Raw genomic sequence first — 24445 nt, 5'->3', positions numbered from 1 at the left:
TGCTCCCGCTCGGCTGCGCAGCAGTCGTAAATCCGGTACATGAGGTTTGACTGAAATACCGCGCTAGCCGATTTTAGGGCCGCTTCGCAGCCCAACGGGAGCAAGCTCCCTCGCCACAGAATGCAGTAAAGATCAGACGGACGCCGCAAACGCCGCCAACAAGTCTTCCTCGAACGCCTTCTGCGCATCCCCCGGCACCTGCGCCCGGTGCCGGGCCAGGTGAAACGCTACGTCGAAGCTCATGCCTTCGCGGCGTACCACCCGCAGCAGCCCCTTGTCTTCCCAGTGACGAGCAAAGTGCTCAGGCAGATAGCCGACATGCTTGCCGGACAGAATGAAGGCGAGGGTGCCTTCGACTTGTTCCGACCGCGCCGAGCACAGCTTGCCCTGGAATGGCTCGTCGCTACGCAGGAAGCGGTAAGGGTGATCGACCCGGTCGCAAGCTTGCAGCGCCAGGTCATCCGGCGCGTCGTTGTTGAACAGCAGATGGCCCGCCGCGCAGTACAGGTGCTGGGTTTCGGTAAACAGCTCGCGATAGTCAAAAGCACTTTGCACCTGGGAGAAATAGCCGATGGCCAGGTCCAGCCGCTGTTGCAGCAGCAAACGCTCCATTTCGCCAGGCATGGCGCTCATCAATTCAATGCGCACCGATTCGTCGCGTTCGCGAAAACGCCGGATCGCTTCGGCCACCTGTTGCAACACCGATGGGTCCAGGGCTTCGGACAAGCCCAGGCGCACTTCGCCGATCAAGCGCCCGGCCACGCCGTTGGATTGGTGACGGAATGCTTCGATGGATTCGAACAGTCCTCGGGTCGCACTGAGCAGTTGTTCACCCTTGGGCGTGATGCTGAATCCGCCCTTGCCACGGCTGCACAACCGATAGCCGAGGCGGGTTTCCAGTTTGGCCATTTGCTGGCTGATGCTGGACTGGCTCAGGCCCAGTTCACCCTGGGCCGCGCTGAAGCCGCCACACTCCACCACGCTGACAAACAGGCGCAACAGGTGCAGATCCAGATCGTGGAGTTGACCGAGCATCAAACATTACTCCTGGGTAATGTCAGGTTAATAATCTTTATATTTTATCAATGTATCCGACGACGCATCCTGCAACCACTTCCTCCGGTCAGGTGTTCGTCATGGCTACCGTGTTCAAGATGTGTGTCCCCGCGCTGTTCCTTGCCATGGCCGCAGTGGCCCAGGCCGAGGACAACGTTGTCAATCTCTACAGTTGGGCCGATTACGTCGCCCCTGAAACCCTGCAGCGTTTCGAACAGGAAACCGGCATTCATGTGCGCTACGACACCTTCGACGCGCCGGAAGTGCTGGAAACCAAACTGCTCACCGGCGGCAGCGGCTATGACGTCGTGGTGCCGTCGTCCAGCGTATTGGCGCGTGGCCTGGCGGCTGGCGCATTGAAAGCCATTCCCCACGAAGGTCTGAAGGGCTACGCCAACCTTGATCCGGATTTGCTGGAAAAACTGGCGGCGGTGGACCCCGGTAATCGCTATGGCGTGCCTTACACCTGGGGCACCCTGGGGTTGGGGATGAATGTCGAGGCGGTACAGAAACGCTTGCCGAACGTGCCGCTCAACAGCCTGGATCTGTTGTTCAAACCCGAATACGCCAGCCAGCTCAAGGACTGCGGCATTGCGATCATCGACTCGCCCCAGGAAGTGATCGGCCTGGCGTTGCACTATCTGGGCAAGGATCCCTACAGCACCAGCAAGGACGATCTCGAAGCGGCCCAGGCGCTGTTGCATAAGCTGCAGCCTTCGGTGCTGTACGTGGCCAGCGGGCGGCAGATCAATGATCTGGCCAATGGCAGTGTCTGCCTGGCGTTGGCTTACAACGGCGATGCGAGCATGGCCGCCGATCAGGCACGCAAGGCCGGCAAGCCCTACGAAATCGCCTACCGGATTCCCAAGGAAGGCACCCTCGTGTGGCAGGACAACCTGGCGATTCCCAAGGACGCGCCACACCCCGAAGCGGCGCGCCAGTTCATCGAGTTCATGTTGCGTCCGGAATCGGTCGCGGCGCTGACCAACACCCTGTTCTTTGCCACCGCCAACCAGGCCGCGACGCCGTTGGTGGATGAGGCGGTGCGCACCGACCCGGACATCTACCCGCCGCATGAGGTTCGCGAGCGGCTGTACGCCGATCGCAGCATGAGCCTCAAGGACATGCGCCAGCGCACTCGCATGTGGACCGCTTTTCGTAGCCGCCAATAATAAGGAACCCGAGATGGACGTCCCGATGCAAAACGATCAGGCCATGACCCGCGACAGCCTGTATGGCACCGCCGCCGAAAGCACTTACGCCGGCATCACCAGTTTCATGCGTCGCCGCTACAGCCGCGATTTGCGCGGCGTCGACGTGGCAGTCAGCGGCGTGCCGTTCGACACCGCCACCAGCAACCGCCCCGGCGCGCGCTTCGGGCCGCGGGGAATTCGCGCCGCGTCCACCGGAATTGCCTGGGAGCGCCACTGGCCATGGACCTTCGATCCGTTCGATCATCTGGCGGTCGTCGACTTCGGTGATTGCGACTTCGATTACGGTTCGCCGCAGTCGACCCCGGAAAGCATCGAAGCCCACGCCGAACACATCCTCAACGCGGGCAGTGCGATGCTGACGTTCGGCGGTGATCACTTCATCACCTATCCGCTGCTCAAGGCTCACGCCCGCAAGCACGGTCCGCTGTCGCTGATCCACTTTGATGCACACAGCGATACCTGGCCGGACGAAGAGGGCAAGCGCATCGACCACGGCACCATGTTCTGGCACGCCGCCAGGGAAGGCCTGGTCGATGCGTCGCGTTCGGTGCAGATCGGTTTGCGCACCACCAACGACAATCATCAGGGCTTCGAGGTGCTGGATGCGCGGCAGGTGCATCGACGTGGCGTTGATGCGATTGTCGAAGTCATTCGGGCGCGGGTCGGCGATCACCCGGTGTACCTGACGTTCGATATCGACTGTCTTGACCCGGCCTATGCTCCGGGCACCGGAACGCCGGTGTGTGGCGGCTTGAGCACGGTGCAGGCGCTGGAGATCCTCGGCGGTCTACGCGGGATCAACCTGGTGGGCATGGACGTGGTGGAAGTGGCGCCGGCTTATGACAGTGCGGAAATCACCTCGTTGGCGGCGGCGACGTTGGCGATGGAAATGCTGTGCCTTTATGCGGCCAAGCATAAGGTTGACCGGTAAAACACAAACCATTGTGGGAGCGAGCCGGCTCCGGGCGGCGTTCCGACGAAAGTGGTGTGTCAATTGATGTAGATGTTGGCTGACACGGCCTCTTCGCGAGCAGGCTCGCTCCCACAGGTTCTGCAAAAAATCCTGTGGGAGCGGGCTTGCCCGCGAAGCTTTTTTAGGCCACCGGGATTTTCGGCAGGTCGAGGGTCACGCCGCCACTGAACCGTGCAAAGGAACCGCTGATCGATTCATGGGGCACACCTTTAGCCACCTCGCTGACGCCATCGAGCCGCGCCAGTTGATCGGCATTCAACTGCACGTTCAACGCCCCCAGGGTGGCGTCCAGTTGTTCGCGAGTGCGTGAGCCGAGAATCGGAATCAGTGTGGTGGTCGAGCGTCTGGCTTGTTCGCGCAACCAGGCGATGGCCACGTGGGTCGGGCTGGCCGCCAGTTCTGCGGCGACCGCCAGCAGGGTGTCGAGCAGGGCGGTTTCCCGGGCGCCTTTCTCGGCGTGAACCAACATCCCGAGTTTAGTGGCGCGGTTATCGCCCTGGGAGTTGCGGTACTTGCCGGTGAGGAAGCCGCCACCCAGCGGCGACCAGAGGGTGGCGGCCAGGCCCAACGCCTCGGCCATCGGCAGTTGCTCGCGCTCCGCGGTACGCTCGGCCAGGCTGTATTCGACCTGAATCGCGGCAATCGGCGCAAAACCGCGTACCTCGGCCAGCAGATCGGCACGGGCGATGCGCCACGCCGGGAAATTCGACAGCCCGGCGTAATGGATCTTGCCGGCCCGTACCAGATCGTCGAAACCACGCAGGATCTCTTCCATCGGCGTCACGCCATCGCTCATGTGCGCCCAGAACAGATCGAGATGATCGGTTTTCAGGCGCTTCAGGCTTTCTTCCACGGCGCGAACCATGTTCTTGCGATTGTTGCCGGTGTGGGAAATGCCGGCTGCCGGTGTAGTCCCCAAGGTGTATTTACTGGCGATGACCAGATGATCCCGCTCCGGGGCGATGAACTCGCTGAGCATGGCTTCGGACTGGCCACCCTGGTAGCCGTTGGCGGTGTCGATGAAGTTGCCGCCAGCCTCCAGATAACCGTCGAAAATGCCCTTGGCTTCATCACGTTCGGCACCATGGCCCCAGCCGGTGCCGAAATTGCCGGCGCCCAACGCCAGCTCGGAAACCCGCAAGCCGGTTTTACGGCCAAACACTTTGTAATGCATGGGAGACTCCTGAAGGTACGTCGAGGTGAATATAGATTATTAACAACATCTATTTAATATGGTCCCGGCAATATTCAGCGTCAAGCTCCTTTTCCCTTGTTCCGCCTGTCGGTGCAAAGCTTGCTCGCGATGATGGCTTTTGCGTCGCGCTCATTCCCCTGTGGGAGCGAGCCTGCTCGCGAAGGCGGCCTGACAGCCGACCTGGCTTTTGCAGATGTACCCGATCCACTGCAGGAGCAAGCTTTGCTCAGGCATGTGGTTTTTCCACCTTGCTGCTGACAGTTTCTGACAGGGGCCTCTGCTAAGCTCCCTCGACTCTCTGGACAGGACCTGCCAATCGTGTCGCGAACCACCCGTTTACTGACGTTGTTGCAAGTGCTTCGCGGCAAGAGCCGTCCAGTGACGGCGGCCACGCTTGCTGGCGAACTGGATATCTCTGAACGCACGCTGTACCGCGACATCGCCGAACTTACCGCGCTGGGCGCACCGATCTACGGTGAGGCGGGGATTGGTTACGTACTGCGCAGCGGTTTGTTCCTGCCGCCGTTGATGCTCAATGCCGACGAAACCGAAGCCATTGTTTTGGGGCTGCGCTATGTGGATCAGCGGGGGGATGAAGTGCTGAGCAAAGCGGCGGCCGATGCGCTGGCCAAGATTGCCGCGGTACTCGCACCGGAAGCGCTGGACGCGTTACGCAACCCGACCGTGATGCCGGGACCGCCGGGGTATGGTTTCGCACCCAATGCGGTGCCGTTGAATGTGTTTCGCCAGGCCATTCGTGATCAGTCCAAGCTGCACATCGATTATGCCGACGCCCAACAAGTGCCCAGTCAACGGCTGATCTGGCCATTGGCATTGGGGTTTCTTAACGAGGTGCGGATCATCGTGGCCTGGTGTGAGTTGCGCAGTGCTTATCGGACTTTTCGCACCGACCGGATATCGCAGGCGAGTGAGCTGGGCGAGCGCTACCCGGGGCGGCGCAGTGACCTGTTGCGGACCTGGCGCAAGCAAATGCAACTGGATGAATCCGGGCGTTTCACTCCTGACAAGAATTGACAGCGTCCTGTTTTAGCATGGCTCCAGAACCAACAAACAAGGAGCCGCAACATGTCCAATCCCGCCTCTGCACTGGCGCCCGCCATCGCCGCCTACATTGCCGCCGCCAATGCCCGCGACACCTCGCGGGTCGGCAGTTTCTTCGCCGAAGATGCCAATGTGTTCGATGAGGGCCAGCACCGGATCGGCACCCAAGCCATCGCCCAATGGATGCAGGACACCGGCCAACGCTACCAGCCTCGGGTCGAAGTACTGGAGGTGCAACAGCGTACCGGCAAGGTGCTGGTCAATGGCCTGATCTCCGGCACGTTTCCCGGCAGCCCCCTGGAACTGCGCTACATGTTTCGCCTGAATGAGCAGGGCAAGATTGCCCGGCTGGACATTTCACTGTAGTCATCGTGCGCGGGTGGCATACTGCCGCGCATGAATGTCGACTCCCCCCTCAGCGCCTGGCAGTACGCCATCGAACAAAAGGGCTTCGTCCAGGACGAAGCCCAGGAACATGCCGTCTGGGCTTTGCAGAAGTGTCATGAAGCGCTGCATGAAGGCCGCAAGCCGATCGCTGGCGTTTACCTCTGGGGCCCGGTCGGGCGCGGTAAAACCTGGTTGATGGACCAGTTTTACCAGCATTTGCAGGTTCCGGCCCGGCGCCAGCACTTTCACCATTTCATGGGCTGGGTGCATCAGCGCTCGTTTCAGCTCACCGGCACCGCCGACCCGTTGAAAGCGCTGGCCCGCGAGTTGAGCGAAGAAGTGCGGGTGCTGTGCTTCGATGAATTGTTCGTCAATGACATCGGTGACGCGATCATTCTCGGGCGCTTGTTTCAGGTGATGTTCGAGCAGGGCGTGGTGGTGGTCTGCACCTCCAATCTGCCGCCTGATGGGTTATACGCCGACGGCTTCAACCGCGACCGTTTCCTGCCCGCCATCGCTGCGATCAAGCAGCACATGCAGGTGATTGCGGTGGACGGTGGCGAAGATCATCGTCTGCACCCGGGGCAAGGCTTGCAACGTTACTGGGTCGCCACGCCCGGACAGCCCAGCGCATTGGACGATGTGTTCAGGCTGTTGACCGTCGGCCAAGCGGTGTCCAGCGAACCGGTCAAGGTCGGTTACCGTTCGCTCGAGGTGGTGCAGGCAAGCAAAACAGTGCTCTGGTGTCGTTACGCCGATCTGTGTGAACAGCCGTTTGCCGCGATGGATTTCATGGCCCTGTGCGACACCTTCAGCGTTATCCTGTTGAGTGACGTCCCCAACCTGAGCGCGCAAAAACGCGCCGGACGCATCGCCCGGGGTACTGAGGACGGCGCCGTGCGGGTGGAAGCCGGGGATCGCGAATTGCCGCAGTTATCGGTGCATGACGACGGCGTGCGGCGTTTCATTGCCCTGGTGGACGAGTGCTACGACCGCAAGGTACCGCTGTACCTCGAAGCGCAGGTGCCGATGGATTCGCTCTACACCGAGGGCTACCTGGAATTCCCGTTCCGCCGTACCCTCAGCCGCCTGCAGGAAATGCAGCTGGAGCGTTTCGCACAAGTCTAAGGCTTGGGAGATATGAGATTCAGGAGGTTTCAGCATGAACCAGCCTCTGTCCCACCATTTGCTGACCATGGCTTATCAGAACGCCTGGGCCAATCATCGACTGGCCAAGGCCTGGTGTCAGTTGAGCCCCGGTGATCTGGTTGCCCCGCGTGTCAGCTTCTTTCCAAGCATCCGCGCCACCCTCAACCACATCCTGACCTGCGACTGGTTTTACGTGGATGCGCTTGAGCGCGAGTTGCGCGGCGCTGATCCACACCCCGACTGCTACCTGTTTTTCAAGGACGACGAGCCGTTCACCCAGGCCCTGGATCTCAAGCGGGAGCAGGCTCATGTCGACCGGCGGTTAATTGCCTACTGTGAGCAGATGCGCGATGCCGATCTGGGCAAGGTGGTGACCATCGCCCGGGACACGCCGCAACATGACAGCCGCTTGCGTCTGCTGTCGCACCTGTTCGAGCACCAGATCCATCACCGGGGACAGGTGCACGCCATGCTCAGCGGCACATCGGTGAAACCGCCGCAACTGGACGAGTTTTTCTGTGCGGGCGAATCGCACCTGCGGGCTGAGGATTTTGCCGAGCTGGGATGGACCGAAGCCTTGATCTGGGGGCATTAAAGGTGCATGTCCCTGTGGGAGCGAGCCTGCTCGCGAAAAGCGGCTGGGCAACGCGGTCATTCGGACAAAAAGCAGATGGTTGTTGACCTCCTTCGCGAGCTGGCTCGCTCCCACAGGAGTACAAGGACGTTCCAATATCGCGAAGGATCCACTTGCCGAAGGCTGCGATCTTTTGATTTTCAAACGGACACGCCCGCGATATCGTCGCCAGGCCTTCCAGGGCGATCTGCGCACTGGGGCCAAATTGAATGTGATCGAGGATGGAAATGGATTTCGCGGAAATACTTGTGCTGCAAGCCAGTTACACCAACCCGGTACATGCCGAGGCCATCGGCCTGGTGTTGAACAGCTACGCCCAGGACCCGATGGGCGGCGGACACTCTCTAACCGATGACGTGCTGGAACAGCTGCCAGGCGAGTTGGCCAAGCGTCCCCACGCATTCAGCGTACTGGCCTTTGTCGGCGGCGAGCCGGCCGGATTGGTCAATTGCTTTGAAGGCTTCTCGACCTTTGCCTGCCGGCCATTGGTCAATGTGCACGATGTGGCCGTGGTGCCGAAGTTTCGCGGACTGGGCCTGAGCCAGCGAATGCTGCAAAAGGTCGAGGACATTGCCCGTCAGCGTGGCTGCTGCAGAATTACCCTGGAAGTGCTGGAAGGCAATGCAGTGGCGCAAGCCTCCTACGGCAAGTTCGGCTTCGCCCCGGGCGAGTTCGACCCGGCGCACGGGCGCATGATGTTCTGGATCAAATCACTTTGATCCGCGCATAAAAAAGGGCGTCCATCAGGACGCCCAACGGTTTTCTCTGACTGAAGAGCAAGCAGTCAGAGGTGTAACAATCATTTCGGTCTATAGGACTCGGTCATTTGTGCCGTTTGATCGTCCGGGACCCGCAGTTCACTGGCCTGGCTTGGTGTGATGTTGCCCAGCGCCACTTGCTGGTTATAGCGCAGCGTCTCGTAGTAGTACCTCATGCGTTCAGCGCCACCTTCGGCAAAGGCGCCGGCGGAGCCTAGTGTTGTGAGGACAGCGAGAATCAGCGTAGTACGTTTCATGGTGTGCCTCCCACTTACAGATGTCGGATGCCTTTCGTCCATGAGTCAACAGATCAAAGTCGAAGCCTCATTATCCGCCGATTCCGTTAAATGGGAATTAATAACCCCTAGAGTTTCCAGTCCAGGCTCAAGGTCACCGTACGCGGGTCGCCCCAGTAGACGCCGTTGTAGAAACCGACGTTGTCGTAGTACTTCTTGTCGAACAGGTTGTTGACGTTCAGGGAGGCCGACAGGTGCCGGTCGAACGCGTAGCGCGACATCAGATTGACCACGGTGTAGGCCTCCTGGCGGATGTTCGTGCGCTCGGTGATGAGGCTGCCATCGGTACGGCGCCCGACCGGGCGGTTGCCGGCTCGATAGACGTCGCTCTGCCAATTCACGGCAGCGCCCACGGTCAACGCCTGCCATTCGCCGGGCAAATGAAAGGCGGTGGAGAATCGGAACATGTTCAAAGGCTGGTTGGTGTTGATGCGCTGCTTTTCGCCATCGACAGAGTGGGTGTAGGTGTAACCGGCGCTCATGTTCCAGCCCGCCATGACCTCACCTGACAGCTCGGCTTCGAAGCCTTGCACCTTGTTGCCTTTGCCGCCCGACTTGAAGAACTCTTCGCCGGTCACCGGGTCCGGCGGCACCGAGTCGTCCAGTTCGGCGACGTTGTCCTGTTTGCTCCAGAACAGCGCGGTCGCAAGGTTCAATCGTTCTTCCAGCAGACTGCCCTTGAGGCCCAGTTCATAGTTGCTGCCAACCACCGGTTCAAGGTACTTGCGACTGCTGTCGCGCTCGGTCTGCGGTTTGAAAATATCGGTGTAGCTGACGTAAACGGTGTACTCCGGGGTCAGGTCGTAAAGCAGGCCGGCGTAGGGCGTCCACATGTCGTTCTGTTGCTGGCTGCTGTGATCGACGCTCGACAGTTGCAGGTTGTTGTCGTAGCTGTTGGTGGTGGTTGAGGTTTTCCAGCTGCCGTAGCGGCTGCCGAGAACCGCGTGCAGTTCATCGGTGAGGCTCAGGCGCGTCGCCAGATAACCGGCCTTCTGCCGGGTGTAGTCTTTCGAGCCTGTCAGGCCGGTGACGGTGTCGGGAAACTTGCCGATGTTGCCCATGTATTTCCAGTCAGGAACATTCTCATAATCCGCCGCTCCCGGGCCGTCCACCAGATAAGGCGAATCCTCGCGTCGTTCGGCCTCACCGTAACCGACCATCAGTTCGTGTTCGCGACCGAGCAGCGAGTACGGCCCGGAGACGTTGAAGTCATAGGCCTTCATCTTTTGCGTGCCGATCATATGGCTGACGTTGGCAATCATGCCGCTGCGATCCGCGTTCGGGAAACCGCCGCCGGCGTAATAGATCTTGCCGTCGGTGTCACTTTCGCGGTGGGTGTAAGCCGCCTTGAGCTGCCATCCGCCACCCAGTTGATGATCGAGGTTGGCAAATGCGGTCTTGTCCTTGAGTGGCCAGGAGCTCCAGGACGTGGCCATGTTGGTCGAGCGTCCGAGGTTGGCCTTGCTGCCGTCGGAGTTCCAGTAGGGCACAGTGCCCCAGGACGTACCCTGGACATGCTTGTTCTGATAGTCGTAACCCACCGCCAGCAGGGTGTCGTCGGTCAGGTCGGCTTCGAGGACCCCGTAACCGACTTCCCGTTGTTGCTGGTATTTGTCTCGGTATGAATCGCTGTCGCGGTAGGCCACCACGCCGCGCCCGCGCAGGCGTCCGTCGAAAGCCAGCGGTCCGCCGACGTCGAGGTAGCTGTAGTAATCGTCATAGCTGCCACCGCTGACACCGGTCTTTGCTTGCCACTGCGCGGTCGGCCGTTTGCGCACCATATTGATGGTGGCCGAAGGATCGCCGGCACCGGTGGTCAAGCCCGTCGCACCGCGAACCACTTCGATACGGTCGTAAATGATGGTGTCGGAGTCGGACTTCATGTAGCTGAAGGTGTTCAACATGCCATCGACCTGGAAATTGTTGATCGAGTAGCCACGCGAAGAATTACTGACCCGGTCCGAGTCGTTGTGCTGCACCACTACGCCAGTGGTCTGGCTCATGGCTTCGGACAGGGTGCCGAGTTTGAAATCGTCCATTTGCTGGCGTGTGACCACGGAAACCGATTGCGGGGTTTCCTTGATCGACAGGTTCAGGCGGGTGGCCGTACTCATGGAACCGGTGGTGTATGAGTCGGTGTTTTCGGTGGTGCTGCCCAGGCTCTGGGCGGTTACGTTGGTGGCGCCGAGCATGAGCGTAGACGCCAATGGCGCTGTTTCCGGCCCGGTTTCAGCCAGCAAGTCCGGGCTCAATGCGGCACCGCAAAGGCCAAGGGTAAAAGTCATGGAACGGGTGATAGGCGCGAACATCGCAGCCGACTCCTTGTCGTCGTTGAAAAATTTCCGTTTGTTCAAAGACGAAGGAGGGGGGAGGGATTTAGGGTTAAACGAGAATAGTTATTATTTTTCGCGAGCAACCTGTACCTGTAGGAGCGAAGCTTGCTCGCGAAGACTTCAGTTCAACCAAAGCATAGGTGCTGGATGTACCAGCCTCTTCGCGAGCAAGCTTCGCTCCTACAAGATGTAATTATTTCAGTACGACTTCCGCGGTATCCGGCTTCGTCTTGGGCTTGATCAGACTGAAGTCAATCAGCGGCCGCTGCTGACGCTCATACGGGTTGCCGATCATCAAGGGTCGTGGCTTGAAGCTGTCGCTGACCAGGCTCTTGCTGTGGTCGAGTTCATCGAAACTCAGGCCTGCCAGATCCGCCCAGGTGTGGATCAGGTGCGAACTGCTGTACGGCCGCCCCAGCTCACCGGCGAAATTCCAGTCGTGGGTTTCACGCCATTTCGGCGAGGCCCAGGCCATGAACGGAATGGTGTACATCGGTGCCGTCGGTTTGCTCTCGTTGCGCCCGAGGGTGCTGTGGCCAGGGGAGTCGAAAACGTCTTCGCCATGGTCGGAAAGGTAAAGCAGGAAGCCGTTCGGATCGGACTTGGCGTAGTCCTTGATCAGGCTCGACACCACGAAGTCGTTGTACAGCACTGCGTTGTCGTAGCTGTTGTACGTCGGCAACTGATCGTCGCGCACGCCGGGCGGGACGCCGTTGCGATCCTTGAACTTGTCGTAGGTCGAAGGGTAGCGGTACTGGTAACTCATGTGGGTGCCGAGCAGATGCACCACGATCAGCTTGCGCGGCGCCGCGTCGGCCAGGGCCTTGTTGAACGGCTCGATCACATCGCCATCGTACTGCGCGGCGTTCTGGTTGCGGTTGTTGTTCAGGTACACCTGTTCGTCGGCCTGCTGGGAGAAGGTCGTGAGCATGGTGTTGCGCTTGGTCATGGTCTGCTGGTTGGTGATCCAGAAGGTCTTGTAGCCCGCCTGTTTCATCATGCTGACCAGGGACGGCGTCGACAGGTACAGGTCCGGGTTGTCTTCATCGGCGAAGGTCAGCACCTGCTGCAACGCCTCGATGGTGTAGGGGCGTGGCGTGATGACGTTGTCGAAGACCGTCAGTTGATCCTTGAGCTTGTCCAGTTCCGGGGTGGTTTCCCGCGGGTAGCCGTAGAGGCTCATGCGCTGGCGGTTGGTGGACTCGCCGATCACCAGCACCAGGGTTGCCGGCTGGTTGGCCATCGTATCCTTGAGATTGTGCAGTGGCGGGATCTTGCTGGCACTGGTCAGCATTTCCTGCATCCCCGCCAGGGTATCCAGGTAGCGGTGATAGGCCACGGCCATTTGCCATGGCACGGCCGGCTCGATGCGCGTTTCGAACTTTTCGAAGCCGCTGGCGAAACTGCCGGTACGCAAGGTGTGCTTGATCAGCGGATAACCGATCACGGCCACCAGAATGGCAGTTGCAGCCACCATGGCCCGACCTCGCGGCATGTACACCGGGCGCAAGCGTGTCCAGAGGAACCAGGCGAACGCGGTGTGCGCGAGGAACGCGGCCACCATCCACCAGGCGAAGTATTGGGTCATGTATTCGCCGGCTTCAGACACGTTCGACTCGAACATGATGAAGATGACGCTTTGGGAGAATTCCTGCTGATAGATGAAGAAGTAACCCAGGCTGGCCATGGAACAGGCCCAGAGCACCACGCCGATCAGCGCAGCCATGACACGGGTTTGTCTGGGGAACAGCAGCATCGGCGCCAGCCAGATGGCGCTCATCACAAACGCCTGGCGGAAGCCGGTAAAACCGGAAGTGCCCGTCAGCTGGATCAGCAGTTGGGTGATGCCGGAGAAATACCAGAAGAACAGAAACAGCCAGAAAAACCCTGCCCAATCGAAACCGTCCGCAGACTTGTCGCTGCGTTTAAACCAAGCCATTCAATGCTCCAGCCAATGATCACATCCACCGCCAGAGCACTAAAGTCGCCGACGAACGGGGGCTGCCCGGATACCGAGCGGCCACAATGAACCGGAGTATCAACAAGTGGATGTGAAAACTTCGTGAGTTTGCCAGAGAGGGCGAAGGGCGAAGGCGTATCGGAAGCAGGGCAGTGCCGCTTCCGATTCAGGCGAGGGCGTCAGGCGTGGGGAGCGCCTTGGGTCACGGGTAAGGGCTGTTGGCCCTGGATCAACAAGCGCAGTTGCGCCAGCTCCTGTTTCAACTGGTCGCGTTCGTCTTTCAACTGGCGCAATTCATCGCGACGGATCGTGACATAAAGGGTTTGTGCTGGCAGTGCGGTGTGTACTGTGCCCATTGCTCACCTCGCAAATGGCGTGTCTCAACTGTAGATCCGCGTGAAATCAGCGGCTGATCTACTATCGGCGCCAATTTTGATTTCTTTTGCCCGTGAAGGGAACTTTTTTATTTTTCATGGTCGTTGTGTCTTCGGCATGATTCCCGACGTTATCTGTCTGGATCGGGCACAATGCCCGGAAACTTCAAGCCAGCGCTCTGGACTAACCCACATTAGTCGCGTTGGGCTATAACCTTTGACACACATTTATTTGTAGTAGGGAGCATCAGCACATGCAACTCGGGATTATTGGACTGGGCCGCATGGGCGGCAATATTGCGCGGCGCCTGATGCTCAACGGCCATACCACCGTTGTGTACGACCGCAATACCGCCTTCGTCGAGACCTTGATCGAAGAGGGCGCGACTGGCGTTGCCGATTTGCCAGCCCTGGTTGCTGGCCTGGCCAAACCGCGAGCAGTGTGGGTCATGCTGCCGGCAGGCGCACCGACCGAAGAAACCATTGACACCCTGAGCACCTTGCTCGAAGCCGGCGATACCATCATCGACGGCGGCAACACCTTCTATAAGGACGACATCCGCCGGGCCAAGACCCTTTCGGAAAAAGGCCTGCACTACATCGACGTCGGCACCTCGGGCGGTGTCTGGGGGCTGGAGCGCGGTTACTGCATGATGATCGGCGGCGATGCCGAGACCGTTAAACGTCTTGATCCACTGTTCGACAGCCTGGCTCCGGGCATGGGCGATATCCCGCGTACCAAGGACCGCAAATCCGATGACGACCGTGCCGAGCGCGGTTACATCCACGCCGGTCCCGCCGGCGCCGGGCACTTCGTCAAGATGATCCACAACGGCATCGAGTACGGCATGATGCAGGCCTTCGCCGAGGGCTTCGATATCCTCAAGACCAAATCCAGCACCAACCTGCCGGAAGACCAGCGCTTCGACCTGAACGTTGCCGACATTGCCGAAGTCTGGCGCCGTGGCAGCGTGGTCTCGTCCTGGCTACTCGACCTGACTGCCGATGCCCTGGCCAGCGATCCGAAACTCGACGGTTACTCCGGTTCGGTGGCGGACAGCGGGGAGGGGCGCTGGACCGTCGAAGCGGCCATGGAGCAAGCGGTACCGGCAACCGTGCTGACGACTGCTCTGTTCTCGCGCTATCGCTCCCGCGGGCAGGGCACCTTTGGTGACAAGATCCTTTCGGCCCAGCGCTTCGGCTTCGGCGGCCATGTGGAGACTGCGAAAAAATGACCCATGTGATCCGCAGAAAATCCAAGGCTGAACCCGCGCCACCTACCACGCTGTTTTTGTTCGGCGCCCATGGTGATCTGGTCAAGCGCCTGCTGATGCCGGCGCTGTATAACCTCAAGCGCGACGGTTTACTCGGGGACGGACTGCGGATCATCGGCGTTGACCACAACGCCATCAGCGATGAAGGTTTCGCGAAAAAACTCGAAGACTTCATCCGCAGCGAAGTGGCCAGCAAAGTCGGCAAGGGTGATCAATCCCTTGATCCAGACTTGTGGGCCAAACTTGCCAAAGGCATCAGCTACGTCCAGGGCGACTTCCTGGACGACAGCACCTATCAAGCGCTGGCGGCAAAAATCGCCGCCAGCGGCACGGGCAACGCGGTGTTCTACCTGGCCACCGCGCCACGTTTTTTCAGTGAAGTGGTGCGCCGTCTCGGCGCATCCGGTTTGCTCGAAGAAAGCCCGGAAGCATTCAGAAGGGTGGTGATCGAAAAACCCTTCGGTTCCGATCTGCCAACGGCCGAAGCCTTGAACACCTGCTTGCTCAAGGTCATGTCGGAAAAGCAGATCTTCCGCATTGATCACTACCTGGGCAAGGAGACCGTGCAGAACATTCTGATCAGCCGGTTTTCCAACAGCCTGTTCGAAGCGTTCTGGAACAATCACTACATCGACCACGTACAAATCACCGCCGCCGAAACCGTCGGCGTCGAGACCCGTGGCAGTTTCTACGAAAACACCGGCGCCCTGCGGGACATGGTGCCCAATCACCTGTTCCAGTTGCTGGCGATGGTGGCCATGGAACCACCGGCTGCCTTTGGTGCCGATGCGGTCCGTGGCGAGAAGGCCAAGGTGGTCGGCGCGATTCGTCCCTGGTCGGTCGAAGAGGCCCGGGCCAATTCGGTACGCGGTCAATACACCGCAGGGGAAGTCGGTGGCAAATCCCTGCCGGGGTATCGCCAGGAAGACAGGGTCGCGCCTGACAGCAATACCGAAACCTATGTGGCGCTCAAGGTCATGATCGACAACTGGCGCTGGGTGGGCGTGCCGTTTTACCTGCGCACCGGCAAGCGCATGAGCGTGCGCGATACCGAAATCGTCATCTGTTTCAAACCGGCGCCGTATGCACAGTTCCGCGATACCGAGGTCGATGAGCTTGCGCCGACCTACCTGCGCATCCAGATCCAGCCCAACGAAGGCATGTGGTTCGATTTGCTGGCCAAACGGCCAGGGCAGGCCCTGAAGATGGACAACATCGAACTGGGTTTTGCCTACAAGGATTTCTTTGAGATGCAGCCATCCACCGGCTACGAAACCCTGATCTACGATTGCCTGACCGGTGATCAGACGCTGTTCCAGCGTGCCGACAACATCGAAAACGGTTGGCGCGCAGTGCAGCCGTTCCTCGACGCCTGGCAGGAAGATGCCACGGTGCAAGGCTATGCTGCGGGTGAAGACGGGCCGAAGGCTGCCGAAGAACTGCTGACTCGCGACGGTCGCGTCTGGCACGGCCTCGGATGAGTGACGCCACGCCACAGCCCATCCGGTTTTTGCTCAGCGACATGGACGGCACTTTGCTGCTGACCGATCACAGCCTCAGCCAGCGCACCATCGACGCGGTCCGTTCGTTGCGCGAAGCCGGCGTGTTGTTCAGCCTGGCCACGGGGCGTCCGCCCAGAGCCATGCTGCAGACGATCGAGGCCTTGGGCGTCGACCTGCCCACGGCGGCCTTCAACGGCGGCACCCTTGTTCATCCGGATGGCAGTTTGCTCGTCGCGCATTACTTGCCGACGGCGGCAGCATTGACGACCCTGGCGCTGTTCGCCGATCAACCGGAGATCGAAGTCTGGGTATTCAGTGGCGATGACTGGCTGGTCAAAGATCCGACCGGCCCCATGGTGCCCCGCGAACAGCACGGGCTGGGATACCCGCCGGTGGCGATCGAAAGCTTCGAGCCGTACCTGGCCCGCATCAACAAGATCGTCGCCGCCAGCAACAACACCGAGTTGCTCATTGAGCTCGAGGCTCAGTTGCTGGCGAAAGTCGAAGGCCAGGCCCAGGTCTCGCGTTCGCAACCGGTGTATCTGGACGTGACCGCGATGCAGGCCAACAAGGGTGAGGCGCTGAAGACGCTGGCCGCATTCCTCACAGTGCCTTTGGCGCAGACGGCGGCAATGGGGGATGGTGGCAATGACCCGGCGATGTTCCATTGTGCCGGATTGTCGATCGCCATGGGGCAGGCGGAAGAGGCGGTGAAGCGTCAGGCGGATGTGGTCACGGCAAGCAATGCCGAAGAGGGCGCGGCACTGGCAATCGAGCGGTACATCCTCCCTCGATAGTTCGCACAAAAAACAATGTGGGAGCGAGCCTGCTCGCGAAAGCGGTGTGTCATTCAACATTAATGTTGCTTGACCTGGCCCCTTCGCGAGCAGGCTCGCTCCCACATTTTTTGGGTCGGGGGGTTACAGCCAGTAGCTCACGGCGTACCAACCCAACACACCCATCACCACCGTATACGGCAGCGCCATCCACACCATGCGCCCGTAAGACAGGCGAATCAGCGGGGCAATCGCCGACGTCAGCAAAAACAGAAACGCCGCCTGGCCATTGGGCGTGGCCACGCTAGGCAGGTTGGTGCCGGTGTTGATCGCGATGGCCAGCGTCTCGAAATGCTCTCGGCTCATGTGCCCGGCAATGAACGCCTGTTTCACTTCGGTGATGTAGATCGTCGCGACGAACACGTTGTCGCTGATCGCCGAGAGCAGGCCATTGGCAATGAACAGCATGCCCGGTTGTTGATCGACCGGCAGGGCCAGTACCCACTGGATCAATGGCTTGAACAGTTGCTGATCGTGGATCACTGCCACCACGGCGAAGAACACCACCAGCAGGGCGGTGAACGGCATCGCGTCCTTGAAGGCAGTGCCGAGACGGTGTTCGTCGGTAATCCCGGTGAACGCGGTGATCAGCACAATCACCGTCAAACCGATCAAACCCACTTCCGCGACATGAAACGCCAGCCCGGCAATCAGGATCAGTGCTGCAACTGCCTGCACGATAAGCGCTGCACGCTGGCGCGCGGTGCGCTCGGCATTGTCTTGGGCGGCATAATCGGCCAGCACGGCCCGTACGTTGTCGGGCAGCAACGTGCCGTAACCGAACCAGCGCAGTTTCTCCAACAGGACGCAGGTCACCAGGCCGGCCACCAATACCGGCAGCGAAACCGGCGCGATCTTCAGAAAGAATTCGACGAAGTGCCAACCCATCTCATGTCCGATCAACAGGTTCTGCGGCTCGCCCACCAGCGTACAGACGCCACCCAGGGCCGTGCCGACGGCACCGTGCATCAGCAGACTGCGCAGGAAGGCGCGAAATTGATCGAGGTCTTCATGATGGAGTTTGGGCAGGTGACGGTCGTCGCTGAATTCGCTGTCCTGCCGCGGATCGGTGCCTGATGCCACACGGTGATACACCGAATAAAAACCGACAGCCGCACTGATGATCACGGCGGTCACGGTCAAGGCATCGAGAAACGCTGACAGAAACGCCGACAAAAAGCAGAACATCAATGCCAGCATGGCCTTGGAGCGCACGCCAAGCAGCAAGCGCGAGAAAAGAAATAGCAGCAGGTCTTTCATGAAGTAAATCCCGGCCACCATGAACATCAGTAACAGGATCACCGGAAAGTTGTGCAGCAGTTCGTCATAAAGCGCCTGGGGCGAGGTCATCTTGAGCAACAGTGCTTCGACCAGCAACAATCCCCCGGGCATCAACGGATAGCATTTGAGCGCCATGGCCAGGGTGAAGATGAACTCCAGCACCAGCAGCCAACCCGCCGCCACCGGACCTGCGGTCCACAGCACCACTGCATTGATAATAAGAAAACCGACAATACAGATTTTGTACCAGCGTGGTGAGTTGCCGAGAAAGTTATGCGCGAACGCCTGGGCCATGGAACCGGACATCGGCTACTCCTTGTATTAAGAAGCGCGCAAGTTGCCGTAAGCGAAAGAGAAGATCAAGTGCAGGAACAATAAGATGGATCAGCCCAAAAAACGTGCAACGACTGCATGATAGTTGCCGTCCAGTGAATAACCGGCCACGATGATATTTTTATCGGCCTGAATGGCCAATGAAGTTGCCGTATCGAGACTACGGCCCAGTCGAGTGCGAACCCATCCGGCACCGTCGCCGAAGTTGCGATCGAGCTGCCCGTCGGCCAGATATCGACCCAGAATAAAGTCGGCCTCGACACCGCCAATGGTTGCACCGGCCGTGATCACGCTGCCATCGGGCTGTGCCTGGGCAGCGGTCCACTGGCATCCGCTGCGGCCGATTTCCAGCAATTGCGCCTGGCCGTCGTTCCAATGCCTGTCCGGGCGGCCATTGATGTGAAGTTTCAGGGAGAGGCAGCGCATGGGATCGCGGCTGCTGCCGAAACATTGCATATCGCCATCTTCCAGTTGGACGATCTGGCTGACTTGCGCGCTTTGTCCCTGAGCCTTGAAGCTCATGAAACCATCCACGGCAAAGCGATCGTCAAGGCTGCCGTCGGGGTTATAGCGGGCCAGCAAGCCCTCTTCGGGGAAGTTGATCGAACCACCCACCAGGATCCGGCCGTCGCGCTGCACCCTGACACTATTGAGCCAGGTGTTCATCAGCAAGTGCCTGACGATCACAAAGCCACGGCCGTTGAATGTGTTGTCCAGCTCGCCGTTGGTGTCGAGCCGAATGAGCATGCCGGCGTGATCGGCCAGTTCGAAATGATGGTTGGCCACCAGCACGATTTTACCGTCTTGCTGGACGCCGGCATCACAGGCTTCGGCCCCCGGCACTCCGGGAGGCAGCCAGGCATCGCGAATCCCGTGGGATAGATTGCCCGGCAGTCGCACCACACAGTAACCGTTGTCGCCAAACTGCTGGACCGGACAACCTTGTGGATCGAACAATGCTACGGCGGGAAGGGTGCGGTGGGCATTTTCATAGTGCAGGCCGGTCAGCAGAATCCGCCCGTCGGGCAATTCGTGAACCTTGCCGGCCATGGCTTCAAAGCCCGGTTCGAACTGCCCGATGACACTGCCTTTGTAGCCGAATGACAGATCCGCCGAACCATCCTCCAGCAAACGGGCCAGGCCAAAACGACTGCCACTTGGCGTACCGACTTTTGCCGCCACCAGCAAACGTCCCTGGGAATCGATGGTGACGTCGTTGGCCAGGCTGGAAGTGCTGCCGGCGAAGTACACCTGGGTTTTACCTTGGGTGGCGAAGCTGATATCGAGCTTGCCAGCGTAACTTAATGCGGTCGGGATGGCTAAAACGGACTGGATTGACATGCACGCATCTCCTTGCGAGTCGTCGTTGTCCAGAAGTTGGTTGGCGACTTATTAGAAGATCATTCAATCCCTGAATGCCCGGATGCACAACTGGCAGAAATAACAGGCGGAGGGTCGTTGTGTGCCACAACAGTGTCTTTTCGAACCAATGGCAAGCGTGCAAAGGATTAATGTGAGCCAGTTCAAATAACGATGCGAGACACGTGCAGTTGGAAATGAAAACCAGGCAACTAACGGCAAAAAAAAGAGGGCGCGGATTACCGAAGTAATCCGCAAAAATGATCAGTGTGGCATCGACCACGACTGCAGTTTGTAACCTTCCTGGCTCAACTCTTCACGAGCCTGTTCAAGCAGGCGTTGAAGCTGCTCAGGGTCGGTATAGGCGCTGCTCGGGATCTGCTTGCGGCCTATACTGTTGTTGGTTCGGTCGATGACGGTCAGGCAGAGTTCGCCATTGCCGTCCTGCGGCGCCCAGGCCACGCATTGGAAAGGTTGGAATGCGCGGTCGGCAATCAAAAGAGCTTCGTTGATACGGAGCGGGGCGTTCATAGGATGTTCTCTCAGTATGCCCAATCAAGTGATGTGCCGACGGTTGGGCTTACCGTTCGGCAGGTTACTTGTACTGATGTCCGCAACCGGGGTTCGGGTCACACACAAATAAAAGAAATTTCAACTTTTGTTCAAATGCACATCGCAAGCACATGTTTTGAAAGCTGAATGAAAGGTTGGAGTCGTTAGGTAACTAACAATGCCGGTTCTTATAACTATTTACCCAACGACTCTATAGTCAAACGGTACAAGGCCACGTCAAATTCTTGCTAATGTTACAGCCAGGTCCGCCAAATGACTGTTTTTAATAAAATTTCCTAGAATTTGGCGCCAAGGAACAGTCATGAACGAAGCGCCTGCCTTACGACGTCTATTAGTGGTTGATCCCTGCGACGACTGCCATCGAGTATTGCCGGGATTACGCTCCGTGGGTTGGGATGTTGACAGCTGCTCGCTGGAAAACGCCGCCGACCGAACCTGTGATGTGGGCCTGTTGCGCCTGCAGCCTTTTCACCTTGAACGCCCGGATGCCGTCAAAGAGCTGATCAGCCGCAGCGGTACGGAGTGGATCGCCGTCCTCAATCAGGAAGTCCTGCGTCTGCAGAATGTCGGGGACTTCGTCTGCGAGTGGTTTTTCGACTTCCATACCTTGCCGTTCGATGTCTCCCGGGTCCAGGTCACACTGGGGCGGGCCTTTGGCATGGCGCGCCTGCGCGGGCAGGGCACGGTGCATATCGATCAGCCCGAGCACGAACTGTTGGGCGACAGCAAGCCCATACGCGAATTGCGCAAGCTGCTAAGCAAACTGGCGCCCACCGAGTCGCCGGTATTGATCCGCGGCGAAAGCGGGACAGGTAAAGAACTGGTCGCCCGCACGCTGCATCGGCAATCCCTGCGCCACAGCAAACCCTTTGTCGCGATCAACTGTGGCGCGATTCCCGAGCACCTGATCCAGTCCGAATTGTTCGGCCATGAGAAGGGGGCCTTTACGGGGGCCCATCAACGCAAGGTTGGACGGCTGGAAGCGGCCAATGGTGGCACGCTGTTTCTCGATGAGATCGGTGATCTGCCCCTGGAGCTGCAAGCGAACCTGTTGCGTTTCCTTCAGGAAAAGCACATCGAGCGGGTAGGTGGCAGTCAGCCGATTCCCGTGGATGTGCGGGTGCTGGCCGCGACCCATGTCGATCTCGAAGCCGCGATCGAGAAGAAGCGCTTTCGCGAAGATCTGTACTATCGCCTGAACGTGTTGCAGGTCGCCACCGCGCCGTTGCGTGAGCGCAATGGTGATCTGTCGCTGCTGGCCAACCACTTTTCCCATTTCTACAGCCATGAAACCGGCCGCCGCCCACGCAGCTTCAGTGAAGACGCCTTGGTTGCCATGGGCAAGCATGACTGGCCGGGCAATGTTCGTGAACTGGCCAACCGGGTACGTCGCGGGTTGGTACTGGCCGAGGGTCGACAGATCGAGGCGCGGGACCTGGGGTTGATCAGCCATCAGGGTATTGCTCCACCGATGGGCACACTGGAAGAGTACAAGCACCGGGCAGAGCGCCAGGCCTTGTGCGATGTACTTAACCGCCACAGCGATAACTTGAGCATCGCCGCCAAGGTGCTGGGGATCTCCAGGCCTACCTTCTACCGTTTGTTGCACAAGCATCAGATCCGGTAAACCCTCTACTGTAGGAGCGAGCTCGCTCGCGATGGACTTGAGGACGCCACGGGGGTGTCAGGCATCCCGTGTAATCGTTAACAACCATCGCGAGCACGCTCGCTCCTACAGTAAAAGCCCCGCTACGCGGGGCTTTTTTGTGGGTGTCGGATCAGAAGTAGTACGGGAATTTCAGGCTGAAGGAAAAGTCTGGCGAGTCCTCGGTCAGACCGATGGACAGGTTGGGAACGATGGTCAGGTTGTCGGTGGCTGCCAGGGTCATGCCGATGTTGAAGTTGGCCGAGTTGTAATCGCTGTTGGTGATCGACTGCCAATCGCCGCCGTCCGGTTTGATCTTGCTCTTGCGGGCGAATTGATCGGTGACCGAGAACGACATACTCATCTTCTCGTTCAAGGCGAATGCAATGCCGGCGCCGATCTGCCAGGAATCACCCAGCTTCACGTCCCCTTTGACCTTGGAGCCTTCCTGAGGACTGATGTCGCTGAAAGAGTCCTCCATGTTGTAGGTGTAGGACAGGCTGCCAAACAGTACGGCCGGGTCGAAGGTCTTGACCAGCGAGATACCCGGGGTGATGGCCCAGACACCATTGCCGGTAGGCAAGTCCTCGGGCACCGAGAGGTTATCGTTGCCAGGGTCATTGACCAGCTTGATGCCGTAGGGGTCTTTGCCGGTCGGCGCCTTGATGCGCAGTGTAGCGACTGCGTCGGGCAGGCTTTCCGACTCATCCAGAAACTTGTAGGCCACGCCAACGTTCACATCGCCGATGGTCGGGTCGCGGGTGACGCTGGCGTCAGACGTAACCGGGCCTGCGCCACCGGCGCCTCCGGAGGAATACGTCGATTCGCGATAAACCACGGGAACGTTAATGTCGAACTGCCAGCGTTGTGCAACGTTGTAGCGGGCGGTCAGGTCCAGTGTCCAGTTGTCGGCCTTGATGCGGTCGAGGTTGATGTTGCCGAGAAAAATCGAGTCCAGTGCCAGGAAGCCGTTGAGCGTCAGTGCCCGGGTATCGTAGTGGGTATAGGTCAGGCCGGTTTCGACGCTGAACTTGCCGCCACCGAAGAACCCGCTGGCTTCGTCGTACAGGTTCGATACGCTTTGTGCCGGTTCCGAGTCGTCCTTGAGCGACTGCCCGTAGGAACTGCCCGTGGTTCCGGGCGCACCCGCAGCCACTGCCTGACCACCCCGGGTGGTTTCGGCAGGGGATTTGGTCAGGCGTTTGGGAGCAGGTGACGCAGGTGCCGCTTCGACTTGGCGAACGCGCTGCTCGAGTACCATCAGTGCGTTCTGTTGTGCTTCGTAACGCTGTTTCAACTCCATGAGTTCTTGTTTTAGTGCTTCAACCTGGGGATCCGTTGCTGCGTAAAGCAAAGTTGCCGGGGCCAGGCCGCTCAAACAAACGATAGCTCTGAACGTTATCGATCGGTGCATGGGTTAGCCGTCCCTTCTGACTACATCTGATGAGACTGAGCGTAGATCAGAATCCGAGAGTGCGAAGACCTTTGAGCTGATCCAGATTGCCGTTCAACGACCCGGCCGTGGTTACGTTGTCACGCAACACGACATTGAAGGATGTGAGGTTGCGGACCTGGTTGCTGCCGCCCAGCAACGTCGTATTCTGCATCAGCCCACCCTGGGCCAGGCGCTGCACGGTACTGCCCTGATTGTTGTTGGCCACGATATTGAGTTGCACGCCATTGCCGGTCGAGGAAATGCTCATCGAGCCTGCACCGTTGGCGCCGGTCAAGGTCGAGCCTGCGGCCAATGCCTGGCCCTGCTGTTGCGTTACGGGTGCCTGATTAGCCTTTTCGACGTTGATATCAACATTGTTGTAGGCCGTATTATTGTCACCGGCAGCACGCACCACTTGAGTGACCCCTTGGGTGCTGTTGAGGCCATTGCCGCCAGCAACGGTGCCGGTACCGGTGCTTTGGGAACGCGCAGAGCCGGTACCATTTTCGTCGATCATCGACACATAGAACTGCGGCTTGATGGTCGACTGCTGAATTTGCATCGAGGAACGTGCCCCGATCACATCACCGTTGGCATTTTGCCAGGTGCTGGTCATGACAACGCCGAAACTGATGACCCGTCCCGGCATGACAAAGCGGCCGCGAAGGTTCGCCAGTTCCTGATCTTTCAGTTCGATGGGTTTGAAAAATTCTGCCTGGGTTGGCAGGCTGGCGGTCAGGCAAACCATTGCCAGCCAGATTGGAGTCTTCATTGAATGCTCCTGGAGCGTCGTGCTCCCTTTTATTAGAAGAAGTG

At 59.2% G+C, this 24445-nt stretch carries 22 protein-coding genes; 11 read left to right on the top strand and 11 right to left on the bottom strand.

Going from position 1 to position 24445, the window contains the following annotated elements; translation table 11 throughout:
• Positions 1-132: 132 nt before the first annotated feature.
• On the bottom strand, positions 133-1035 hold the full coding sequence (locus tag ACW9HW_RS04785; RefSeq protein ID WP_457398712.1) for a LysR family transcriptional regulator: 903 nt from the start codon (positions 1033-1035) through the stop codon (positions 133-135).
• A gap of 101 nt (positions 1036-1136) precedes the next feature.
• Between ACW9HW_RS04785 and ACW9HW_RS04780 the strand changes: the two genes are divergently transcribed.
• Positions 1137-2228 (top strand): polyamine ABC transporter substrate-binding protein, encoded by a 1092-nt coding sequence (locus ACW9HW_RS04780; protein ID WP_457398709.1) that lies wholly within the window; start codon positions 1137-1139, stop codon positions 2226-2228.
• 13 nt (positions 2229-2241) lie between these two features.
• Positions 2242-3201 (top strand): agmatinase, encoded by a 960-nt coding sequence (speB, locus tag ACW9HW_RS04775; protein ID WP_095194148.1) that lies wholly within the window; start codon positions 2242-2244, stop codon positions 3199-3201.
• Between the two features lie 163 nt (positions 3202-3364).
• Here speB and ACW9HW_RS04770 read toward each other — a convergent pair whose 3' ends face one another.
• Positions 3365-4417, bottom strand: coding sequence for an aldo/keto reductase (locus ACW9HW_RS04770; protein ID WP_095194149.1), 1053 nt, complete (start codon positions 4415-4417; stop codon positions 3365-3367).
• 339 nt (positions 4418-4756) lie between these two features.
• On the opposite strand from ACW9HW_RS04770, the gene ACW9HW_RS04765 reads away from it, so the two are divergent.
• From ACW9HW_RS04765 to ACW9HW_RS04745, 5 genes are all read left to right on the top strand, one after another.
• On the top strand, positions 4757-5473 hold the full coding sequence (locus ACW9HW_RS04765) for a helix-turn-helix transcriptional regulator (RefSeq protein WP_095194150.1): 717 nt from the start codon (positions 4757-4759) through the stop codon (positions 5471-5473).
• 51 nt (positions 5474-5524) lie between these two features.
• Positions 5525-5866, top strand: a complete 342-nt coding sequence (locus ACW9HW_RS04760) for a nuclear transport factor 2 family protein (protein ID WP_095194151.1) — start codon at positions 5525-5527, stop codon at positions 5864-5866.
• A 30-nt stretch (positions 5867-5896) separates the two neighbouring features.
• Positions 5897-7015: a cell division protein ZapE gene (gene zapE, locus ACW9HW_RS04755; RefSeq protein ID WP_457398705.1), complete on the top strand. Its 1119-nt coding sequence runs from the start codon at positions 5897-5899 to the stop codon at positions 7013-7015.
• 34 nt (positions 7016-7049) lie between these two features.
• On the top strand, positions 7050-7631 hold the full coding sequence (locus tag ACW9HW_RS04750) for a DinB family protein (RefSeq protein WP_095194153.1): 582 nt from the start codon (positions 7050-7052) through the stop codon (positions 7629-7631).
• 266 nt (positions 7632-7897) lie between these two features.
• The gene (locus ACW9HW_RS04745) at positions 7898-8389 is read left to right on the top strand and encodes a GNAT family N-acetyltransferase (protein WP_095194352.1); all 492 of its coding nucleotides are present in this window, start codon (positions 7898-7900) and stop codon (positions 8387-8389) included.
• 80 nt (positions 8390-8469) lie between these two features.
• On the opposite strand, the gene ACW9HW_RS04740 is transcribed toward ACW9HW_RS04745, so the two are convergent.
• The 4 genes from ACW9HW_RS04740 to ACW9HW_RS04725 form a co-directional block, all read right to left on the bottom strand.
• Positions 8470-8685: a hypothetical protein gene (locus tag ACW9HW_RS04740; RefSeq protein ID WP_095194154.1), complete on the bottom strand. Its 216-nt coding sequence runs from the start codon at positions 8683-8685 to the stop codon at positions 8470-8472.
• Positions 8686-8792: 107 nt separating this feature from the next.
• Entirely contained in the window at positions 8793-11033 is a 2241-nt protein-coding gene (locus tag ACW9HW_RS04735; RefSeq protein ID WP_457398701.1) for a TonB-dependent siderophore receptor, read from the bottom strand.
• A 217-nt stretch (positions 11034-11250) separates the two neighbouring features.
• Positions 11251-12996 (bottom strand): phosphoethanolamine transferase CptA, encoded by a 1746-nt coding sequence (locus tag ACW9HW_RS04730; protein WP_095194156.1) that lies wholly within the window; start codon positions 12994-12996, stop codon positions 11251-11253.
• A gap of 200 nt (positions 12997-13196) precedes the next feature.
• Positions 13197-13373, bottom strand: a complete 177-nt coding sequence (locus tag ACW9HW_RS04725; RefSeq protein WP_170948657.1) for a DUF6026 family protein — start codon at positions 13371-13373, stop codon at positions 13197-13199.
• Between the two features lie 272 nt (positions 13374-13645).
• Here ACW9HW_RS04725 and gnd point away from each other — a divergent pair, with 272 nt between their 5' ends.
• Genes gnd through ACW9HW_RS04710 form a run of 3 tightly spaced genes read left to right on the top strand, consistent with a single transcriptional unit; the run spans position 13646 to position 16964 of the window.
• The gene (gene gnd / locus ACW9HW_RS04720) at positions 13646-14626 is read left to right on the top strand and encodes a phosphogluconate dehydrogenase (NAD(+)-dependent, decarboxylating) (protein WP_095194157.1); all 981 of its coding nucleotides are present in this window, start codon (positions 13646-13648) and stop codon (positions 14624-14626) included.
• Positions 14623-16146: a glucose-6-phosphate dehydrogenase gene (zwf, locus tag ACW9HW_RS04715; RefSeq protein ID WP_457398697.1), complete on the top strand. Its 1524-nt coding sequence runs from the start codon at positions 14623-14625 to the stop codon at positions 16144-16146. The genes gnd and zwf overlap by 4 nt, the downstream gene beginning before the upstream one ends.
• Entirely contained in the window at positions 16143-16964 is an 822-nt protein-coding gene (locus tag ACW9HW_RS04710) for an HAD family hydrolase (protein ID WP_457398695.1), read from the top strand. The genes zwf and ACW9HW_RS04710 overlap by 4 nt, the downstream gene beginning before the upstream one ends.
• A 123-nt stretch (positions 16965-17087) precedes the next feature.
• Here the strand turns inward: ACW9HW_RS04710 and nhaB are convergent, their stop codons facing one another.
• The 3 genes from nhaB to ACW9HW_RS04695 all read right to left on the bottom strand — a co-directional run bounded on the left by nhaB (position 17088) and on the right by ACW9HW_RS04695 (position 20507).
• On the bottom strand, positions 17088-18590 hold the full coding sequence (gene nhaB, locus ACW9HW_RS04705; RefSeq protein ID WP_457398692.1) for a sodium/proton antiporter NhaB: 1503 nt from the start codon (positions 18588-18590) through the stop codon (positions 17088-17090).
• A gap of 78 nt (positions 18591-18668) precedes the next feature.
• Positions 18669-19958, bottom strand: coding sequence for a hypothetical protein (locus ACW9HW_RS04700; protein ID WP_457398689.1), 1290 nt, complete (start codon positions 19956-19958; stop codon positions 18669-18671).
• 282 nt (positions 19959-20240) lie between these two features.
• Positions 20241-20507, bottom strand: a complete 267-nt coding sequence (locus ACW9HW_RS04695; protein WP_095194162.1) for a hypothetical protein — start codon at positions 20505-20507, stop codon at positions 20241-20243.
• 343 nt (positions 20508-20850) lie between these two features.
• Between ACW9HW_RS04695 and ACW9HW_RS04690 the strand changes: the two genes are divergently transcribed.
• Positions 20851-22176, top strand: a complete 1326-nt coding sequence (locus ACW9HW_RS04690) for a sigma-54 dependent transcriptional regulator (protein ID WP_095194163.1) — start codon at positions 20851-20853, stop codon at positions 22174-22176.
• A gap of 151 nt (positions 22177-22327) precedes the next feature.
• Here the strand turns inward: ACW9HW_RS04690 and ACW9HW_RS04685 are convergent, their stop codons facing one another.
• Complete coding sequence (locus ACW9HW_RS04685; protein WP_095194164.1) at positions 22328-23608, bottom strand: hypothetical protein; 1281 nt, start codon at positions 23606-23608, stop codon at positions 22328-22330.
• A 46-nt stretch (positions 23609-23654) separates the two neighbouring features.
• Positions 23655-24401 carry a hypothetical protein gene (locus ACW9HW_RS04680; RefSeq protein ID WP_095194165.1) on the bottom strand — a complete coding sequence of 249 codons (747 nt, stop codon included), beginning with the start codon at positions 24399-24401 and terminating at the stop codon, positions 23655-23657.
• Between the last annotated feature and the right edge of the window lie 44 nt (positions 24402-24445).

Source organism: Pseudomonas sp. SDO5532_S415 (assembly GCF_054071155.1).
The sequence above is the reverse complement of the archived record's forward strand: the minus strand, read 5'-3'. Positions and strand labels throughout refer to the sequence as shown.

What these genes read in the sequence shown, in the direction of transcription:
- ACW9HW_RS04710 (WP_457398695.1), top strand. Translation starts at nt 16,143, where the DNA reads ATGAGTGACGCCACGCCACAGCCCATCCGGTTTTTGCTCAGCGACATG.
- ACW9HW_RS04785 (WP_457398712.1), bottom strand. Translation starts at nt 1,035, where the DNA reads ATGCTCGGTCAACTCCACGATCTGGATCTGCACCTGTTGCGCCTGTTT.
- ACW9HW_RS04780 (WP_457398709.1), top strand. Translation starts at nt 1,137, where the DNA reads ATGGCTACCGTGTTCAAGATGTGTGTCCCCGCGCTGTTCCTTGCCATG.
- zapE (WP_457398705.1), top strand. Translation starts at nt 5,897, where the DNA reads ATGAATGTCGACTCCCCCCTCAGCGCCTGGCAGTACGCCATCGAACAA.
- ACW9HW_RS04760 (WP_095194151.1), top strand. Translation starts at nt 5,525, where the DNA reads ATGTCCAATCCCGCCTCTGCACTGGCGCCCGCCATCGCCGCCTACATT.
- ACW9HW_RS04745 (WP_095194352.1), top strand. Translation starts at nt 7,898, where the DNA reads ATGGATTTCGCGGAAATACTTGTGCTGCAAGCCAGTTACACCAACCCG.
- gnd (WP_095194157.1), top strand. Translation starts at nt 13,646, where the DNA reads ATGCAACTCGGGATTATTGGACTGGGCCGCATGGGCGGCAATATTGCG.
- ACW9HW_RS04750 (WP_095194153.1), top strand. Translation starts at nt 7,050, where the DNA reads ATGAACCAGCCTCTGTCCCACCATTTGCTGACCATGGCTTATCAGAAC.
- zwf (WP_457398697.1), top strand. Translation starts at nt 14,623, where the DNA reads ATGACCCATGTGATCCGCAGAAAATCCAAGGCTGAACCCGCGCCACCT.
- ACW9HW_RS04740 (WP_095194154.1), bottom strand. Translation starts at nt 8,685, where the DNA reads ATGAAACGTACTACGCTGATTCTCGCTGTCCTCACAACACTAGGCTCC.
- ACW9HW_RS04685 (WP_095194164.1), bottom strand. Translation starts at nt 23,608, where the DNA reads ATGCACCGATCGATAACGTTCAGAGCTATCGTTTGTTTGAGCGGCCTG.
- ACW9HW_RS04680 (WP_095194165.1), bottom strand. Translation starts at nt 24,401, where the DNA reads ATGAAGACTCCAATCTGGCTGGCAATGGTTTGCCTGACCGCCAGCCTG.
- ACW9HW_RS04735 (WP_457398701.1), bottom strand. Translation starts at nt 11,033, where the DNA reads ATGTTCGCGCCTATCACCCGTTCCATGACTTTTACCCTTGGCCTTTGC.
- ACW9HW_RS04700 (WP_457398689.1), bottom strand. Translation starts at nt 19,958, where the DNA reads ATGTCAATCCAGTCCGTTTTAGCCATCCCGACCGCATTAAGTTACGCT.
- ACW9HW_RS04770 (WP_095194149.1), bottom strand. Translation starts at nt 4,417, where the DNA reads ATGCATTACAAAGTGTTTGGCCGTAAAACCGGCTTGCGGGTTTCCGAG.
- ACW9HW_RS04730 (WP_095194156.1), bottom strand. Translation starts at nt 12,996, where the DNA reads ATGGCTTGGTTTAAACGCAGCGACAAGTCTGCGGACGGTTTCGATTGG.
- ACW9HW_RS04695 (WP_095194162.1), bottom strand. Translation starts at nt 20,507, where the DNA reads ATGAACGCCCCGCTCCGTATCAACGAAGCTCTTTTGATTGCCGACCGC.
- nhaB (WP_457398692.1), bottom strand. Translation starts at nt 18,590, where the DNA reads ATGTCCGGTTCCATGGCCCAGGCGTTCGCGCATAACTTTCTCGGCAAC.
- ACW9HW_RS04690 (WP_095194163.1), top strand. Translation starts at nt 20,851, where the DNA reads ATGAACGAAGCGCCTGCCTTACGACGTCTATTAGTGGTTGATCCCTGC.
- ACW9HW_RS04725 (WP_170948657.1), bottom strand. Translation starts at nt 13,373, where the DNA reads ATGGGCACAGTACACACCGCACTGCCAGCACAAACCCTTTATGTCACG.
- speB (WP_095194148.1), top strand. Translation starts at nt 2,242, where the DNA reads ATGGACGTCCCGATGCAAAACGATCAGGCCATGACCCGCGACAGCCTG.